Genomic DNA, 18,493 nt, shown 5'->3' on the forward strand with positions numbered 1-18,493 from the left:
AAGGTAATGGCTGAAGAAAAAATGGTGGATCAAGAGTCTGTTGATGAAGAAACTGTTGAAGAAACAGTTGAAAATGATGAAGAAAAAGAAGATGTTACTGTTGAAGAACAGCTGAAAGCTTTGGAAGAAGAGGTAAATACTTGGAAAACTGATTATTATAAAGTATTTGCGGATATGGAAAATCTTAAAAAGAGATTACAAAATGAACATGCAAATACAATGAAATTTATGATGCAGTCTTTCATTGAACAATTATTGCCAGTGGTTGATAATTTTGAAAGATCGTTAGCAGTTGAAAATCCTAGTGATGAAATCAAGAATTTCTTAAAAGGATATGAAATGATTTATAATCAGTTGATGCAGGTTTTACAATCACAGGGGGTTGAAGTGATTAAAACCGAAGGAGAAGAATTCGATCCAAACTTCCATCAGGCAGTAATGACTGTAAAAGATGATAACTTTAAATCAAATATGATCGTTGAAGAGTTACAAAAAGGATATATGTTGAAAGATCGCGTTATTCGTGCATCTTTAGTAAAAGTAAGTGAATAAATAGGAGGAATTTATTATGAGTAAGATTATTGGTATTGATTTAGGTACAACAAATTCATGTGTCAGTGTTATGGAAAACGGTGAAGTTAAAGTCATCGCTAATCCTGAAGGTAACAGAACAACACCTTCAGTAGTATCATTTAAAAATGGTGAAATTATCGTTGGTGAAGCTGCTAAACGTCAAGCAGTAACAAATCCCGATACAGTAATGTCAGTAAAACGTCATATGGGTACAAGCCATAAAGAACATGTTAATGGAAAAGATTATACACCACAGGAAATTTCAGCAATGATTCTTCAAAATTTAAAAGCCACTGCTGAAGCATATTTAGGAGAACCAGTTACTAAAGCTGTTATTACAGTTCCTGCATATTTCAATGATGCACAACGTCAAGCAACAAAAGATGCTGGTAAAATCGCTGGATTAGAAGTAGAACGTATTATCAACGAACCTACTGCTGCCGCTTTAGCATTTGGTCTTGATAAATTAGATCAAGAACAAAAAGTATTAGTATATGACTTAGGTGGAGGTACATTTGACGTATCTATCCTAGATTTAGCTGATGGTACTTTTGAAGTATTAGCTACAGCTGGTGATAACAAACTTGGTGGAGATGATTTCGACCAAAAAGTTATGAACTGGATCGTAGATGAATTTAAGAAAGAACAAGGTATTGATTTATCAAATGATAAGATGGCAATGCAACGTATTAAAGAAGCAGCTGAAAAAGCTAAAAAAGATTTATCTGGAACAATGCAAACACAAATTTCATTACCATTTATCTCAGCTGGTGCTGCTGGACCTTTACACTTAGAGTTAACATTAACAAGAGCTAAATTTGATGAATTAACTCGTGATTTAGTTGCTAAAACTGAAATTCCAGTACGTCAAGCATTAAAAGATGCTGGTATGGATCCAACTGAGATTCATCAAGTATTATTAGTTGGTGGTTCTACTCGTATTCCTGCAGTTCAAGAATCAGTTAAAAGATTATTAGGAAAAGAACCAAATAAATCAGTTAACCCTGATGAAGTAGTATCAATGGGAGCTGCTATCCAAGGTGGTGTTATTCAAGGTGATGTTAAAGATGTATTATTATTAGATGTTACACCTTTATCATTAGGTATCGAAACAATGGGTGGTGTAATGACTGTATTGATTGAAAGAAATACAACTATTCCAACTACTAAATCACAAATTTTCTCAACAGCTGCTGATAATCAACCTGCTGTAGATATCAATGTTTTACAAGGTGAAAGATCAATGGCTAAAGATAATAAACAATTAGGTTTATTTAAATTAGATGGAATCGAACCAGCACCTCGAGGAGTACCTCAAATTGAAGTAACATTCAGTATTGATGTTAATGGTATTGTAAATGTTAAAGCTAAAGATTTAAAAACACAAAAAGAACAATCTATTGTAATTCAAAATTCAACTGGATTAAGTGATGAAGAAATCGATAGAATGGTTAAAGAAGCCGAAGCTAATAAAGCTGAAGATGAAAAGAAACGTAAAGATATCGAAACAAGAAATAAAGCTGAACAAATGATCAATGAAATTGATAAAGCTTTAGCAGAACAAGGTGATAAGATCGATGCTACTCAAAAAGAATCTGCTCAAAAATTAAAAGATGAATTAAAAACTGCTTTAGATAACAATGATATGGCAACATTAGAAGCTAAAATGTCTGAATTAGAACAAATGGCTCAACAAATGGCTTCATATGCTTATCAACAACAAAATGGTGCTAGTGGAGCTAATACAAGTTCGACAAATTCACAAGATGATAATGTTGTTGATGCTGATTTTGAAGAAAAGAACTAATTTATTAAAGCCAAGGCTTTGCCTTGGTTTTAAATAATGTAAAGAGGGTGGAAAGATGGCTGATAAAAGAGATTATTATGAAGTCTTAGGGGTATCAAAACAGGCTTCAGCCGATGAGATTAAAAGAGCTTATCGTAAAAAAGCAAAACAATATCATCCTGATATCAATAAAGAGCCAGGAGCAGAAGAAAAATTTAAAGAAGTCCAAGAAGCTTATGAAGTTTTATCCGATGCTAATAAAAAAGCCACATATGATCGCTTTGGTCATGCTGCTTTTGAACAAGGAGCTGGAAATGGCGGAGGCGGTTTCGGTGGCTTTGGCTTCGAAGATGTTGATTTAGGAGATATATTTGGTTCTTTCTTTGGGGGAGGTAGAAGTCGCCAAAGAAATAATGGACCAAGACGTGGTGAAGATCGTTTAATGCGCTTGAATATCGATTTTATGGAAGCGGTAAATGGTGTAAAAAAAGATATTAAAGTTACTTACGATGCTGCATGTGGTCATTGTAATGGAACAGGAGCTAAAAATCCTAATGATGTTCAAACCTGTTCACGATGCGGTGGACGAGGAACGATCCAACAGCAGCAAAATTCACCATTTGGGACTTTTGTCACAGAAACAACGTGTCCTGATTGTAACGGAAGTGGTAAAGTAGTTCGTAATAAATGTCCACATTGTCATGGTAGAGGATATGAAACTAAAACAGTTACAGTTGAATTAGATATACCAGCTGGTATCAATTCTAATCAACAGTTACGAGTAGCTGGGAAAGGTGGCCGTGGCAGCAATGGTGGACCAAACGGTGATTTATTTGTAGAAATCCAAGTAAGACCACATGAACATTTCCAAAGAGAAGGACGGAATATCCACATTACGATTCCGGTATCTAATGTCGATGCTACTTTAGGGTGTGAAGTTGAAGTTCCAACTGTTCAGGGTGATGTTACAGTTAAGATTCCTGCAGGAACTCAATCAGGAACGGTATTACGGTTAAAAGGTAAAGGTGTTAAAGATTTAAGAGGTTCAACTTATGGTGATGAAATGGTTAGAATAGAAGTTAAGATTCCAACTAAATTATCATTTGAAGAGCGTGAATTATATACTAAACTTTCTAAATTATCGAGAAAAAAAGAATCTATTTTTGATGCTTTTAAACGTCAATTTAAAAAATAGGATGTGAGTCGAGACTTTGTCTAAAGTTTCGACTCTTTTTTTATCCTTTTAATCATAAATTAATGTATAATTATTATTGAAGGGATGTAGGGATATGAAAAAAATTATATATATATTATTAATTAGTTTATTTATTACAGGATGCGGTGAAAAAACTAAAATAAAAACAGAAAAATCACTTTATTTTGTATTTGCAACACCGTTAAAAGAACATGAAATCTGGTTAAAAGCAAAAGAGGGTTTCGATAAAGCCTGCAGTGAGAAAAAAATTCATGGTGATTGGCTGGGTCCAACAGCGATTGATACAGCTAAGATGGAAGAAGTGATCGAAACAGCAATTGCTCAAAAAGCCGATGCAATAATTACTCAAGGGGTAATTAATAAGGATATTATAGATAGAGCTAAAGAAAAAGGAATTCCTATTTTATTGGTTGATTCAGATATTAAAGATTGTGAACGTTTTGCGTATTTGGGAAAGAATTTTAATGAACAGGCAGAACTTTTTTTATCTGATATAGAAAAAAAATTAGGCAAAGATGTCTTTTTGGAAATTGGAATACAAGTGGCAGAAAATGATTTTGACATAGCTAGTGAACAAATTAAAGAAGTAGAAAATGTTTTTGCGAAACATGAAGGGGGTTTTGTGATTAAAACTGTTAGTGAATCAAAATCGGATTCAGTACGAGCTAAAAAGGAATGGTTGAATACTTTATCTTCAACAACGATCAATGTCGCTATTAATTTTGCTGGTGAATCGGCTATTTCTTGTAACGAAGCGGCTAAAGAGTTAGAAATTCGAGATGCGATGCTTATCTATGGTGTGGATGATATGCCAGAAACAATTAAATTAATTAAAGATAAACAAATAGATGGCAGTGTAGCTACATCATTTTATAATTATGGTTATGAAGGAGTAAATTGGTTATATGATTATTTGGTTAATGGAAAAGAGTTAACGCAAAAAGTTAATAGTGTGAAATTAGTGCTGGTAACTAAAGAAAATGTAGATGATTATCAAGAGGAATTAAAATGAAGGATAAATCAAAGATAAGTTTTAAACATAGCATTATAAAACTGAATTTTAGTTTGGTTTGTATAATGACAGTTTTTATGGTGATAAATTATATTTTATCGCAAAATACAACAATAAAATATAATAATGCAATTTCTTTATATGATGATATAAATGAGTTTTATGATTATGTAGCACAGGCTAATTTTAGTTTTAAAAGTTATTTATATACGGAAAATTTAGAAGATATTGATACATATAATCGTTGTATTTCGATAGCTCAGGATAAACTGAAAAATGTTAAAGATAATATTGATGATGAATATCGCTGGCGCTTTGATTTACTTAGTAATATGCTTGAAAGTTATCAGGATGCTGCAAAGGAAGCTAAAGATGTTGGTGGATTAGATTATCAGGTAAAATATAATGAACTACTGAATCAATTTTCTTTGATTGAAAAAACAAGTACAACTTATTATGAGTATTTAACTGACGGAATCAAGAGTCAAAGAGAAGAAATTCATAATTATGAAAATCTGCTTTTTATTGTAATAGCAATTATTATGGTAGCAGGGATAATTTGGCTTATTTTGTTTTCGGTTATTACAGTACGTTCTTTTACACAGCCTTTATATCAAATATTGAATAATATTAAATTAATAAAAAGGGGTGAGTATGATCTTTCAAGTATTTCTAATACTTCGATGGAAATGGAAGGATTGTGCTTTGCTTTAGAGGATATGGCACAGCATGTGCAAAGAAATATTCAAAACGAAAAAGAAAAAGCTGCATTAAAGCATCAATTATTAGAAAAGGAAAATGAGAATTTAAAAAAAGATGAATTATTAGCTTTAAGTGAATTAAAATTGCTTCAAAATCAAATTAATCCCCACTTTTTATTTAACACTTTAAATATGATTTATAAAACTGCTTATAAAGAAAAAGCGATGGATACAAGTGCGATGGTCAATAAAACATCAATGTTACTACGATATGCTTTAGATAAAGCAAATAGAACAAGTGATTTATATAGTGAGATTGAATCAATTGAAAATTATATTTATATTCAAGAAAGAAGATTTCATCAAAGAATCAAGTTTGTTTTGAACGTTGAAGATAATTTGCCTAATATTCAAGTTCCTGGTATGTTGATTCAGCCATTAGTAGAAAATTCAGTAAAGCATGGGTTAAAGGATGTAATTAAAGATGGGGAAGTTTTAATTAATGTTCAGCACATTGATGATCATATAGTTATTAGTGTTAGTGACAATGGGATAGGGTTAGAAACAGAAATTTTAGAAAAAGGAATTTTAAATGATTTTCATGACAAAAATAAAAACAACCTTGGTTTGTATAATGTGATCCAGCGCATTAAAATGTTTTATGGAAATACAGCACAAATATCATTTAATAGTTATCCTGGTTGTGGTTTTGAAGTAATTATTGAAATTAAAGTGGAGGAAATTTATGTATCGGATATTAGTTGTCGAAGATGAAGAAATAGAGCGTAAAGCGTTTGTATCACTATTAAAAGAACATTTTTCACAATCTTTGATTGTATATAACGCCTCTAATGGAATGGAAGCTTTGGAAATATTAAAAGATGTAGATATTGATATCATAGTTAGCGATATTAATTTGCCTGGAATCAATGGTTTAGAAACGATTGGATTTGCTAAAAAAATAAATAAGGATATCGTGAGCTTAGTGATCACCTCCTATAATTATTTTGAATATGCTCAAGAAGCAATCAAGCTGGATGTAGAGGATTTTATTTTAAAACCTGTATCGATTGAAAATATGTGTAATATTATTTATCAGATAATTAATAAGATCGATAAGAAGAAAAACGAGAAAAATCAAGCTACACAATTAGTCTTAAAGATGGAGGAACTTAGACCGATCATTGAAAGTGATTGTATTCATAGTATTGTTCAAAATTCTAAACCTGATGAAATAAGAAAATATTTTTCGCTTTTAAATATTGTTCCTAAATCAGGATTTTGTATAGTTTTTCAAAAAAATAGTTTTCAGCCTTATCAAATTCATTCGTTTATTGCTGAGATAGAAGATCTTGGCTGTCGCTGTATGAAAGATAGTTATTATGAAGTGCATGTTTTATTTGTTTTTAGTCTTGCGAGATTGTCAAATCAGGATATTCAAATATTTGAGGCTTTAATAAAGAAGTATTTTTATGGTTTGGATCAAATGGGGGTTGGGGATATTTGTGTTAATTATGAAAATTTTTATGAATCTTATGTGTCAGCAATAAAAAATATTGGTTCTATAATTGAGTTAAAAGAAAGTGATTCTAAAAATAGTTTATCGACAGGGTATTCATATGATGTAGAAAAATTATGTCAAAATTTAATAAAAGATTTTTTAAAGTTTGATACATTAAATATGCAACGAAGAATTAATTTGTTTTATTTGGAAATTATATATATAGATAAAGTTTCGTTATTAAAAATTATTCAAGATTTTAATAAGACATTAATTACTTTATTTAACCAGGAATTCAAATCTAAAATTGATTTTTATGATCGGGAATATGTAATAGAATTGGATAGTGATAATCCTCATCGTGATCTACTGGAGAAGATAAATGTTTTTTTAGATAATTTAGTTAAATCTATTAATAAATGTGATAAAAAATCATCTAATGTTTTAGTAAAGAAGGCTTTGGCTTATATATCGCTTAATTATAAAAAGAACATTACTTTAAATAATGTTGCATCGTATTTAGGTGTGACACCATTTTATATCAGTAATCTACTAAGTACTCATACATCTAAAAATTTCACAGATTTAGTTACTGAATATCGAATTGAAAAAGCTAAAGAAATGTTGAAAGGAAACTATCAAATTAAAGAAATAGCAGTTGAATTGGGGTTTAGAAGTCATAATTATTTTTCTAAAGTATTTAAAAAGGTTACAGGGTTAACACCAAAAGAATATAAATCGAAGTTTGATTAGTTATATAGTAAAAAAGTGTTTAAAATTATAGTTTTTATTTGATGATTGGAATAAATGAAAACTTATGTTTTGACACTTTTTGTTATTAATTTATATCATAGAATAATTATAATTGGATAAAATAAAAATAGTACTGATAGTAGTACTATTTATATTATTAAGCTGATTTTCTCAAAGTTCTTAATTCTCTAGCAGAAATTCTTACTGTTGTAGGTTTACCATCTACTAAAATAGTAGCTTTTTGTAAATTAACATTCCATTTTCTTCTACTTGAGTTTAATGCGTGAGAACGTGTATTTCCAGACATAGGTCCTCTACCACTTATTTGACATTTTCTTGACATGGTTCTCCTCCTCTTCATTAGTAGTGTTTTAACGTACTTAGATATTCTATCATTATTTGATGAGAAAATCAATTATTTTTTAAAAAAAATCAATATTTTTTTCTTGCAATAAAAATGAGTTCTGTTAAAATAAATTCTAGTGTTAGTAATTGTCAAGAACTGCTTTTTAAGATATAATTAGTTATTGATGAGTATCGACAAGATAGATACAAGGAGGTATATAAATGATTGAAAAAAATAATAATATGGGAACTGTCAATATATCACTGGATGTTGTTGCTACAATCGCTGGTGGGGCAGCAATCGAATGTTACGGGGTTGTAGGGATGGCCAGTAAGAAAAAGTTAAAAGATGGCTATTATGATCTTTTGCGTAAAGAAAATTATTCTAAAGGTATAGTCGCTCGTGATGGTGAGACAGGACTTATTTTAGATCTTTATGTATTGTTAGGATACGGAATCAAGATGACCGAAGTTTTGCATGAAGTGCAAAAGAAAGTAAAATATGTTGTTGAATCTACTTTAGATGTTAATGTTGAAGCTGTTAATGTATATGTTCAAGGTGTACGTGGAATAGAGTAGAGGAGATAGAAAATGAAAATATTATCTGGTAAATTATTTAAAGAGATGGTGTTGTGTGGAGCTAATACTTTGCATAATAATCATCCTGAAATTGATGCGTTAAATGTCTTTCCGGTACCTGATGGTGATACTGGAACAAATATGTCTTTGACATTTTTAGCAGGTGCTAAAGAAATTGAAAATCTAGATTCTAACAATATTGGAGAAATATCTAAAAAGTTATCTAAAGGGCTTCTAATGGGAGCTAGAGGTAATTCAGGAGTTATTTTGTCACAAATCTTTAGAGGAGTTGCAATGGCTTTACAAGGGCATGAAGAAGCAGATGCAGTTCTTTGGGCACAGGCCTTGGAAAATGGAGCTAAAGTTGCTTATAAGGCAGTTATGCGTCCAGTTGAAGGGACTATTTTAACAGTGATTCGTGAAGCGGGTGATGCCGTTGTTAAATATGCAAAAGAAGGAATGGAAATTGAGGACGTTTTTTCTTATTTTGTAAAAGAAGCAGAAATCTCACTTGAAAAAACACCAGAATTGTTGCCGGTGTTGAAGGAAGTTGGAGTAGTAGATAGCGGTGGAGCTGGTTTATTATTGGTATTTACTGGTTTTATGGCAGCTCTTGCTGGTGAAAGAGTTGATTATGTAGAAATCAAATCATCTTCTTCAGCAATGGATGCTGTTGCTGAAGTTGAAGGTGGAGAAGAAGGATATGGATATTGTACAGAATTTATTCTTCGTTTAGAACCTTCATTAGTTAATAAGTTTAAAGAAGATCAATTAAAAAAAGAGTTAGCTAGAATTCCTGGGGAAAGTATTGTAGTTGTGCAGGATGAGGACATAGTTAAGGTCCATGTACACACTTTAAAGCCAGGAAACGCTTTAAATATTGCTCAAAGATTTGGTGAATTTGTAAAGCTAAAGATAGAAAATATGCAGGAACAAGCTGATACGATTCAAAATAATACAAAGTCAATCGTGGGTGTTGATGATAATACTAAACCAGTTCAAGAAGCTAAGGAAACTGCAATCATATCTGTATGTGCAGGTGATGGATTGAAGGATGCATTTTTAGAATTGCACTGTGATTATGTTGTTAGCGGTGGTCAAACTATGAATCCATCGGCAGAAGATATGGTTCAGGCAATCAAAAATTTAAATGCTAAAAATGTAATCATCCTACCAAATAATTCTAATATTGTTATGACAGCGCAACAGACTGCTACAATTCTTGAAGATGAAGTAAATGTAATTGTTATCCCAACTAAAACGATACCACAGGGATTATCAGCATGTATAATGTTTAATCCAGATGCTGCTTTAGATGATAACGTTGCTGAAATGAATGAAGCAATCAAAAATGTAAAAACTGGACAAGTTACATTTGCAATCAAAGATACTGTAATTGATGGTGTTGAAATTAAAGCTAATGATTATATGGCTTTGGTTGAAAAGGATATTGTAGCTTGCAAAGATAATAAATTGAAAGCTTTAAAAGTTGTACTAGAAAGTTTGATTGATGATGATTCAGAATTAGTTACTTTAATATATGGTGAAGATGTTAATGATGAAGATATCGAAGAAATCGAAAGTTTTATAGAGGATAATTTTGAAGTGGAATTAGAAGTGATAAATGGAAAACAACCGGTTTATTCATTTATTATTGGGGTTGAATAAATCACAAAACGAAGATAAAGAGATATTCTTGATTCTTCGTTTTTTGTCTGTAAAAATATATTTGAAGATTTTTTTGATTTGTTAAAAATTTTTGCGTTATTATAGGGGTTATGATATTAGAAGAGCTCATATTATTGAAAATTAGAGCTGCTTGAAATATGATGAAATTGACTTTCATTTTTTTTCATAATATTATATGCTATATTTATAAGAGTTTATAGAAGTGAGGAAGTGAAGATATGAAGTTGACGATTTCTCAAATCGCAAAAATGGCAAATGTTTCTAGAGGAACTGTAGATCGAGTTATACATAATAGAGGAGCTGTTTCTAAAGAAACAAAAAAGAAAATAGAAGATATTATTGAAAAATATGACTATCAGCCAAATGCTCTTGGAAGAGCTCTTTCTCAAAAAAAGCCTTATAAAATAGGTGTGATATTGATACAAAAATATAATCCTTTCTTTGATATTATTAAAAAAGGTGTAGAAGATGCTATTGCTCAATATCAAGATTATTCAATCGAATTAATGATAAGACATTTGGAAGGCCTTGATGAGAATGAATACATTGATGCTTTGAATGAGCTTGAAGAAAAAGTTGATGCTTTTGCAGTCATTGGTCATAATACCCAAAATATTATTAATAAAGTTAATGAAATTATTATGAATGGAACACCTTTTTTAACAATGAATATTGATTTGTTTGATTCATCGAGATATGGGTATGTTGGTATTGATAATTTTCAGGGTGGTCAATGTATGGCGGGACTTGTTAGAGATATAAGACATGATCAGACACATATTTTATTGATAGGTGGCCATGAAGAAAATAGATTAGAAAACGAAAGAATCAAAGGTTTTTTAGAAATAGTTAATGAAGATGAGTTGATTGATTATACAAAAGTTCTTTACACTCAAGATGAGCCGGATAGAGTTTATGATATGGTCAAACATGAATTAATGACATATTCATATGAGATGGTTGTGGCGATTGGATATGGAACACATATTATTTGTCAAGTTTTAGATGATTTAGATCTGCCCAAAAGACCATTAGTATTTGGATTTGATTTGTTGCCAGAAAATGAAGAATATATTAAAGCAGGTAAGATTTCATACATTGTAGATCAAAGTGCATATTTACAAGGGAAACAAACGATATCTTATATATGTGAATATTTTATACATAGTACATCTTTACCTAAGGGGAATGTGTATTTACCAATATCTATTTATAATAAATATAATATTTAGAGCAGAAAAGCTCTTTTTTTATTGAGATTAAAAAAAATAGGAGTATAATATATTTTAAGGAGTGCACGTGCACGTTAAATTATGCACAAGTATATATTAAAGAGGAAAGATTATGAAAGCGATTGTTTTTGAAGATATTGGAAAATTTGCTGTCAAAGATGTTTTGATGCCAAAAGTGAAAAAAGCAACTGATTTATTAGTGAGGGTTGATGCATGTTCTATTTGTGGAACGGATGTGCACATTTTATCAACACCACCGGGAGTGAATGCTAAAAAGGGAATCATTCTTGGACATGAAATGGTTGGTACGATTGAAGAAGTCGGAAATGACGTGAAAGGTTATAAACCAGGTGATCGTATTGTGATTGACAATAATATTTCATGTGGATATTGCGAAGAATGTCAAACAGGTCACTATAATACATGTTTAAACATGAATGCTAAAGGTGTCGATAGTGACGGTGTTTTTGCACAGTATGTTGTCGTACCTGATAGTGCAGCAACAAAAGTACCTGCAACATTACCTGATGACTTAGCTGTTTTTGCAGAACCAGTAAATTGCTGTATGGGAGGGATTCAAAAGTTAGGAACTATGATGCCAGGACAAACCGCTGTTGTTTTGGGAGGAGGGCCTATTGGACTTTATTATTTAAAATTATTGCAATTAAAAGGAGCTGGAAAAGTTTTTGTTTCAGAAGTATCTGAATATCGTTCAAAGTATGCAACTGATATGAAAGCAACAAGAGTTATTAACCCAGCCAAAGAAAATCTTGCTCAAATTATAAAAAAAGAAACAAATGGTTATGGTGCTGATATTGTGATCGATACAGTTGGGACATTATTGAATGATGCTTTAGCTTGTGTAAGAGCATCAGGAACAATTTTATTATTTGGATTAAATGGAAATGCAAGACAAACAATTTGTCAAAGTGATATTGCAACAAGAAATATTTCTATTTTAGGAAGTTATATTGGTCATTTTACATTTGAACCAACAATTCAATTATTAAGTAGTGGTCTTGTAGATTTTAGAAATATGATTACTCATCGTTTAACTTTGGATGAGTTTGGGGTAGGACTTGATGCTATGCGTAAAGGAGAAGCCTTAGAAGTTGTTCTATATCCTAATAAATAATCAGGAAGAAAAATCAATTTAATAATAATTGAGATTGTTTTTGGTACGTGCTGTTTTCTTTATTGTTCAACGGCGGTATTTTAGGTAGTGTTATTGAATCTACTGCATATTTTTATGCATCAGGATTTGATGATGCTATTAGCATAGAAATTGAATGCAGTAACTTTTAAACATATCATGGATTTATTTGGTCAATTTTAATGTTACCTAGATCTATTCTAATTTATTAAATGGTGTTACAGTAGGATTTACTTTATCACAAATGTGTATCGTTGTTTCATTAGTATGTTTGTAATTATTCTTACTGAGATTGGGGTTGTTTAGTTACTATTTGATGTATTTTGATTGGTTGTACAAAAATATAAAATGAAAGAGGTATAAATGGTATGAAAAAATCTTTAAATGTTGGTGTTGTTGGATGTGGTGCCATTGGTAAGGAACATATTAAGCGTTTAACAGAAGTTGTTCCTGAAACAAAGGTTACTGCTGTAAGTGATTATTTTGAAGATGTTGCTAAAGAAATAGCAAAAGAATATGGAGCAAAAGCATATACAGATAGTTTTGAATTAATTAATAGTGATGATGTTGATGCAGTTGTGATTACATCTACTGATGATACTCATGCTCAATTTGTAATGGAATGTTTAAAAGTAGGGAAATATGTTTTCTGTGAAAAGCCATTAGCTTTAACTCAACAAGAATGTGAAGATATGATGAAAGCAGAACAAAAATGGGGTAAACGTTTAGTACAGGTTGGATTCATGCGTCGTTTTGATAAAGGATATCGCGAAATGAAAAAGGCGTTTGATGAAGGCGAAATCGGTGAAGCATTGATGGTCCACTGCGCTCATAGAGTTATGTCAGAAGCACCTGGTTTTCAGACAGATTATGCTATTACACGTGTAGCTATTCATGAAATTGATATTTGTAGGTGGTTATTAAATCAAGAATATGAAGAAGTACAAGTTTTAAAAGTGAAACAAAGTCGTCGTACAATGGGAGATTGGTTAAATCCCCAATTAGTCATGTTAACAACTAAAGATGGTCAACGAATTGATGTAGAAGTTCAAAGTGATGGTGCTTATGCCTATGATATTCAATGTCAAATCGTTGGTGAAGATGGCACATTGAATTTGCCAGATCCTGCTTTTGTTACCAAACGTTCTACTCGTGGATTTGCTCATAACCTCGAGAAAAGTTGGATTTATCGTTTCATAGAAGCGTATGATATTGAGTTAAAAGAATGGGCCTTAGCTGTTTTAGAAGAAAAACTAACTGGTCCAAGTACATGGGATGGTTATGCAGCTTGTGTAGCAGCAGATGCGCTGATAAAATCACGGCAAACTGGTCAGCCTGAAAAGGTTAATATGATTGAAAAACCTGATATTTATAATGATAGGGAGGAGAATTAAAAGATGGATTATAAAAATTTAATATCACCATTAAAAATAAGAGATAAAGTTTTAAAAAATCGTATTGTTATGCCACCAATGGAATGTCGTTTAAATACTATTGATGGTTCACCAACACAAGAAATGATTGATTATTATGCTAAAAGAGCACAAGGTGGCACAGGAATGATTATCGTTGAAAATACTTTTATTGATAATCTTGAATCACGTTCATCTGTTGCATCATCTGGTTTATACAGTGATCATCAAATATGGCGTAAAGCAGAATTGGCTGAAGCAATCAAAGAATATGATTGTATAGCAATTATTCAATTATCTCATGGTGGAAGACAAGCTAATCCTGCTGCTACGGGATTAGAATGTGTTGCTCCAAGTCCTATACCTTGCCAAGTAACTCAACGTATGCCAAGAGAACTAACGATCGATGAAATTCATCGTATTCAAAATGATTTTGTTCAAGCTGCTATTCGTGCTCAAAAAGCGGGATTTGATGGTGTAGAAATTCATGGTGCGCATGGTTATTTATTATGTGAATTTTTATCACCATATGCAAATCATCGTACTGATGAGTATGGGGGAAATTATGAAAATCGCGCAAGAATGATTAAAGAAATTGTTCATCAAACAAGAGAAGCAGTTGGTCAACATTTTATTATTGGTTTACGCTTAAGTGTTGATGAATGGCTGGGAGAAAAAGGTTTACAACCTGATGAAACATGTCGTTTAGCACATGAACTTGAAGAAATGATCGATTATGTTAATTGTTCAGCGGGGAACTATGAAACTGGAGCATACTGTCAAACAAGTTCAACATATGATGATAAAGGAAAAATTGTTTATCTGGCAGAAGAAATGAAAAAACATGTTCAAATTCCCGTTATTGCAGTTGGATCTTTGGATGTTGATTTAGCTGAACAAGTTTTAAATGAGGGTAAAGCCGACTTAGTTGCATTTGGACGTGCTTTGATTTGTGAACCTAATATTGGTAATAAGGTAAAAGAAGGAAGAGTTGCGGATATACGACCATGTTGCCGTGCTAATGAAGGATGTTTTTCTGGTTTTGCTAAAGGATACCCTATACGTTGCGAGTTGAATCCGGCTGCAGGTCAAGAAAGAAAATACGCATTATATAAAGTACAACATCCTAAAAAGATTGTCATCGTTGGTGGTGGATGTGCTGGTTTAGAAGCAGCACGTGTTGCATCGTTAATGGGACATCATGTAGTTTTGCTGGAAAAAGAGGATCATTTAGGAGGGCATCTCATTGAAGCTGTTGCTCCACCATTCAAAGATAAAACAAGAGATGCTATGGACTGGATGATTAGACAAGTCTACAAAGGAACAACATCTGTTATTTTAAATGCCGATACAAGTGAAAAGGCAATTCAAGATTTAAATCCTGATGCATTGATCATTGCTACAGGATCTCGATATACAGTTCCGCCAATTCCTGGTGTTGAATATGCTATTTATGCAGATGAAGCATTATTAAAACCAGAAAATGTTCATCATAAGGTTGTTGTGATTGGTGGTGGACTTGTTGGGGTCGAAACGGCAATGACTTTAGTTGAAGAAAAGAATTGTGATGTTACTGTTGTTGAAATGCTTGCAGATTTAGGTGGAGAAATGGATGGTAATGCTCATGAAACGATGATAGCAAGACTCAATAAAGATAATATTACTGCAATGTGTCAAACAACAGTTAAACAAATCCAACCAGACCAAGTGATTTGTGAACAAGATGGAAAAGAAATTGTTATTGATGCTCAAAGTATTGTTTTGGCTGTTGGGTTGACATCTGATATGAAACAAAAAGAAATTTATGATAAAATTGATGTAAATAAATGGATTATTGGTGATGCCAAAAAGGCAAGAAGCATTTATGCATGTACACATGAAGCTTGGGAAGCTGTTTTCCAAATTTCTGATGAATCTATACAAGATTAAGATATAAATGACAAGGTTGAAAAATGAGACTGCTGAGAAAGTATACAAAGATTACTGTAGGTTATATCAGTAGTCTTTTTTTATTTTGATAATAAATTATAGAAATAGTGGTGATATAAATGTTGTGACAAGATAGTTGATTAAAATTAAGTTTTAGTAAACGTGAATTAAATGTAACTTTATTATTTCTTCGTTATAATAGTTTATTTTAATTGTCGTTACGATGAAGATAAAGTGTTTTTTAATTGGAATATCCAAAAAGATTATCATAGTTTAAAAATACAAGCGAGTTGTACAGTGATTAAAACAACAAGGAAAGTATGTATGATTTGTTGCATAGGTAGTGTGCTTTATTGATAGAATAGAATTTTTTGTCTATATCAGATATATGTTATGTTTAGGGATGTTAGTGATAGTTTTATTTATATTTTTGATATATCATTATGTTCTTGAGCGTAATTTAAAAATGATAATGACATAAATTTTTGAAAATGGATATGTTTATGATTTAAAATCTAATACGATAATTAATGGTACAAAAAATAGTTTAGTGTTATAATTATAAAACATTCAGATGAATGAAAATATGGTTTGATTGTGATAGCTAAAAATTTTATTTTTAGTATGCATTGAGAAATTAGTTGTAGGTTGTACAAAATAATCATTGGTAATTATACGAGGAGAAAAAATGATGGAAATAATGAGTATATATAAAATAGGTGAGTCAAAAGAAATTGCGGATGCAATGTTTCCGAAACGAAATATTTATATTGTTCATGGTTTTTCGATTTTTTTATTGATATATGTATTATATTTATGTTATCAAAGTAATTTAGTTACTAGAATAGCTTTAATTGTTATTGCTATAGCTGGTATCATCATATTACAATTTATCTTATTTAAACAAAAGAAAAACTTTTTACATATTATTTATGAACGATTTCAAGAAACAAATTCTACTGATGAAATCATTTATCATTATAAGTTTAATGATCAAGATATGGTGATAATAAATACTAATACGGATGCCCATGTAGAAATTAACTATAATTGCTTTTGTCAATATCTAGAAACGACTAATTATGTTTTAGTAGTTTCTAAAGCTAAACAATATATTATTTTTAATAGAGATGTTGCTAAGCAATATGATTTAAAAAATTTTTTTAAGAAAAAAGTTCCTTCTATTCGTATTCAAGAATAATAAATAAATCTTATAATCAGTAAAAAGAACAAATAGTAGTATTTTATATTATAAAATTGAGGTAAAACAGAAATGAAAAAAATTATATTTTTTGATATTGATGGCACATTGATTGGTCATTCTTTTACTGTGACAGAAAAAAATAAGCAGGCGATTAAACAGTTGAAGAAAAATAACTATCTTGTTTTTTTAGCAACAGGGAGACCGTTATCGTATATTGAAAACGAAATATTAGATATTGGATTTGATGGAGTTATTGCTAGTGCTGGTGGAACGATTTATTATCAAGGACAGTGTATTTATGAGCATCCGCTAGATTTAAAAGTTTTAAAAAATGCTTTAAAAGTTTTATATAAATATGAGATTCCTTATGGTTTAGAATGTAAAGATTATTATTATACGGGATTTGATTTGATCAATAAGACTATTGATAGACAAATAAAAAGTGGACAAGATAAGAATGTTGTTATTAATAAATTTAATCAGGTAAAATATAAAGATATTCAGTACTTTGATTTTGATAATCCAGTTTCAAAATTAAGCGCGATCATTCTTGATGAAATACAGTATGATATGTTAATAAAGTATTTAAATGATGATTTTAAAATTGTGCGATATGGCTTTGCAGTTGATATTATTCAAAAGAAATGGAATAAAGGAGATGGAGCAAAATATATTATGAAATATTTGGGAATTGATTTTCAAGATAGTATAGCATATGGTGATAGTCTTAATGATCTAGAAATTATGAAAGTTGTAGCAAGACCAATCGTATATGAAAAGGCACCACAAGAATTATTAGATGTTGCGGTTGATACTTTTATTGATCCTGATCGAGATGGTATCTATCATAGTTTAAAGAAATTAGAAATGATTTAATAGTACTGGTTGATCTTTTGTCGTTAATTATTTAAAATTCAATTCTTATGAATCAATTGTCAAAGATCATTAATGAACTTATTATGTAGATAAGTTCCTTTTTGAAGATTTAAACTAGTGATGTTTATCAAATAATATACTTTTGTGCAATGTCTTTTAATATGGCTATAATAAAGTAGATAAGATGATTTGATAAAATTTTATATTAAGTGTTTTGAAAATTGAAAAAAGTCAATTTTATAATTTTTATATACTATTATTGACAATAAATTGTTATTTTGATATGATTTTATCATAGTTTAAAACGTAGGAACTTAAAATTATAAAATAAAGGGGAATAATAAAACACCAAAAATCAGGGATTATTTTAGACTAGTGAAGCTAGAAATCATTTTTAGGCTAGTAAAACCCCATAAAATCAATATTTTCATTGTTGATTTCTAGTATTTTTGATATAATAACTTTATAATATTCTGTTTTACCCGCTTTTGACAGTTCAGGGGCTTTTGAGAAAATAAAAATTCAGGTTTGT

General features: G+C 30.7%; 15 protein-coding genes. 14 read left to right on the top strand and 1 reads right to left on the bottom strand.

What is annotated here, in order from left to right; translation table 11 throughout:
* The first annotated feature begins 6 nt into the window (after nt 1-6).
* The 6 genes from grpE (at nt 7) to OC535_RS02695 (ending at nt 7,542) form a co-directional block, all read left to right on the top strand.
* A complete protein-coding gene (gene grpE, locus OC535_RS02670; RefSeq protein WP_498823089.1) occupies nt 7-552 on the top strand; it encodes a nucleotide exchange factor GrpE in 546 nt (181 codons plus the stop codon).
* A gap of 16 nt (nt 553-568) precedes the next feature.
* Nucleotides 569-2,380: a molecular chaperone DnaK gene (dnaK, locus tag OC535_RS02675; RefSeq protein WP_024720870.1), complete on the top strand. Its 1,812-nt coding sequence runs from the start codon at nt 569-571 to the stop codon at nt 2,378-2,380.
* 55 nt (nt 2,381-2,435) lie between these two features.
* Nucleotides 2,436-3,554, top strand: a complete 1,119-nt coding sequence (gene dnaJ, locus OC535_RS02680; RefSeq protein ID WP_024720869.1) for a molecular chaperone DnaJ — start codon at nt 2,436-2,438, stop codon at nt 3,552-3,554.
* A gap of 94 nt (nt 3,555-3,648) precedes the next feature.
* Nucleotides 3,649-4,587, top strand: coding sequence for a substrate-binding domain-containing protein (locus tag OC535_RS02685; RefSeq protein WP_498823090.1), 939 nt, complete (start codon nt 3,649-3,651; stop codon nt 4,585-4,587).
* The gene (locus OC535_RS02690) at nt 4,584-6,062 is read left to right on the top strand and encodes a sensor histidine kinase (RefSeq protein ID WP_024720867.1); all 1,479 of its coding nucleotides are present in this window, start codon (nt 4,584-4,586) and stop codon (nt 6,060-6,062) included. Before OC535_RS02685 ends, OC535_RS02690 begins: the two co-directional genes overlap by 4 nt.
* Entirely contained in the window at nt 6,034-7,542 is a 1,509-nt protein-coding gene (locus OC535_RS02695; RefSeq protein WP_498823091.1) for a response regulator transcription factor, read from the top strand. Before OC535_RS02690 ends, OC535_RS02695 begins: the two co-directional genes overlap by 29 nt.
* Before the next feature lie 157 nt (nt 7,543-7,699).
* Here OC535_RS02695 and rpmB read toward each other — a convergent pair whose 3' ends face one another.
* Nucleotides 7,700-7,885, bottom strand: coding sequence for a 50S ribosomal protein L28 (gene rpmB / locus OC535_RS02700; RefSeq protein ID WP_024720865.1), 186 nt, complete (start codon nt 7,883-7,885; stop codon nt 7,700-7,702).
* 224 nt (nt 7,886-8,109) lie between these two features.
* On the opposite strand from rpmB, the gene OC535_RS02705 reads away from it, so the two are divergent.
* The 8 genes from OC535_RS02705 (at nt 8,110) to OC535_RS02740 (ending at nt 17,961) form a co-directional block, all read left to right on the top strand.
* Nucleotides 8,110-8,466 (top strand): Asp23/Gls24 family envelope stress response protein, encoded by a 357-nt coding sequence (locus OC535_RS02705; protein WP_027090235.1) that lies wholly within the window; start codon nt 8,110-8,112, stop codon nt 8,464-8,466.
* A gap of 12 nt (nt 8,467-8,478) precedes the next feature.
* A complete protein-coding gene (locus OC535_RS02710; RefSeq protein ID WP_024720864.1) occupies nt 8,479-10,134 on the top strand; it encodes a DAK2 domain-containing protein in 1,656 nt (551 codons plus the stop codon).
* A 239-nt stretch (nt 10,135-10,373) separates the two neighbouring features.
* Nucleotides 10,374-11,387 carry a LacI family DNA-binding transcriptional regulator gene (locus tag OC535_RS02715; protein WP_498823092.1) on the top strand — a complete coding sequence of 338 codons (1,014 nt, stop codon included), beginning with the start codon at nt 10,374-10,376 and terminating at the stop codon, nt 11,385-11,387.
* A gap of 112 nt (nt 11,388-11,499) precedes the next feature.
* Entirely contained in the window at nt 11,500-12,522 is a 1,023-nt protein-coding gene (locus OC535_RS02720) for an alcohol dehydrogenase catalytic domain-containing protein (protein ID WP_498823093.1), read from the top strand.
* Between the two features lie 386 nt (nt 12,523-12,908).
* Nucleotides 12,909-13,934 (top strand): Gfo/Idh/MocA family protein, encoded by a 1,026-nt coding sequence (locus OC535_RS02725; protein WP_498823094.1) that lies wholly within the window; start codon nt 12,909-12,911, stop codon nt 13,932-13,934.
* 3 nt (nt 13,935-13,937) lie between these two features.
* The gene (locus OC535_RS02730) at nt 13,938-15,881 is read left to right on the top strand and encodes an oxidoreductase (protein WP_498823095.1); all 1,944 of its coding nucleotides are present in this window, start codon (nt 13,938-13,940) and stop codon (nt 15,879-15,881) included.
* Between the two features lie 691 nt (nt 15,882-16,572).
* A complete protein-coding gene (locus OC535_RS02735) occupies nt 16,573-17,082 on the top strand; it encodes a hypothetical protein (RefSeq protein ID WP_024722106.1) in 510 nt (169 codons plus the stop codon).
* 72 nt (nt 17,083-17,154) lie between these two features.
* Nucleotides 17,155-17,961 (top strand): Cof-type HAD-IIB family hydrolase, encoded by an 807-nt coding sequence (locus OC535_RS02740; protein ID WP_227053579.1) that lies wholly within the window; start codon nt 17,155-17,157, stop codon nt 17,959-17,961.
* Nucleotides 17,962-18,493 lie beyond the last annotated feature (532 nt).

It is taken from the genome of Clostridium sp. Marseille-Q5894, assembly GCF_946902305.1.
Lineage (GTDB): Bacteria > Bacillota_I > Bacilli_A > Erysipelotrichales > Coprobacillaceae > Thomasclavelia.

Excerpts from the sequence above, each read along its gene's own strand:
- OC535_RS02710 (WP_024720864.1), top strand. The coding sequence starts at position 8,479 with ATGAAAATATTATCTGGTAAATTATTTAAAGAGATGGTGTTGTGTGGA.
- OC535_RS02740 (WP_227053579.1), top strand. The coding sequence starts at position 17,155 with ATGAAAAAAATTATATTTTTTGATATTGATGGCACATTGATTGGTCAT.
- OC535_RS02685 (WP_498823090.1), top strand. The coding sequence starts at position 3,649 with ATGAAAAAAATTATATATATATTATTAATTAGTTTATTTATTACAGGA.
- OC535_RS02725 (WP_498823094.1), top strand. The coding sequence starts at position 12,909 with ATGAAAAAATCTTTAAATGTTGGTGTTGTTGGATGTGGTGCCATTGGT.
- dnaJ (WP_024720869.1), top strand. The coding sequence starts at position 2,436 with ATGGCTGATAAAAGAGATTATTATGAAGTCTTAGGGGTATCAAAACAG.
- OC535_RS02720 (WP_498823093.1), top strand. The coding sequence starts at position 11,500 with ATGAAAGCGATTGTTTTTGAAGATATTGGAAAATTTGCTGTCAAAGAT.
- OC535_RS02690 (WP_024720867.1), top strand. The coding sequence starts at position 4,584 with ATGAAGGATAAATCAAAGATAAGTTTTAAACATAGCATTATAAAACTG.
- OC535_RS02695 (WP_498823091.1), top strand. The coding sequence starts at position 6,034 with ATGTATCGGATATTAGTTGTCGAAGATGAAGAAATAGAGCGTAAAGCG.
- OC535_RS02705 (WP_027090235.1), top strand. The coding sequence starts at position 8,110 with ATGATTGAAAAAAATAATAATATGGGAACTGTCAATATATCACTGGAT.
- OC535_RS02730 (WP_498823095.1), top strand. The coding sequence starts at position 13,938 with ATGGATTATAAAAATTTAATATCACCATTAAAAATAAGAGATAAAGTT.
- OC535_RS02735 (WP_024722106.1), top strand. The coding sequence starts at position 16,573 with ATGGAAATAATGAGTATATATAAAATAGGTGAGTCAAAAGAAATTGCG.
- rpmB (WP_024720865.1), bottom strand. The coding sequence starts at position 7,885 with ATGTCAAGAAAATGTCAAATAAGTGGTAGAGGACCTATGTCTGGAAAT.
- dnaK (WP_024720870.1), top strand. The coding sequence starts at position 569 with ATGAGTAAGATTATTGGTATTGATTTAGGTACAACAAATTCATGTGTC.
- OC535_RS02715 (WP_498823092.1), top strand. The coding sequence starts at position 10,374 with ATGAAGTTGACGATTTCTCAAATCGCAAAAATGGCAAATGTTTCTAGA.
- grpE (WP_498823089.1), top strand. The coding sequence starts at position 7 with ATGGCTGAAGAAAAAATGGTGGATCAAGAGTCTGTTGATGAAGAAACT.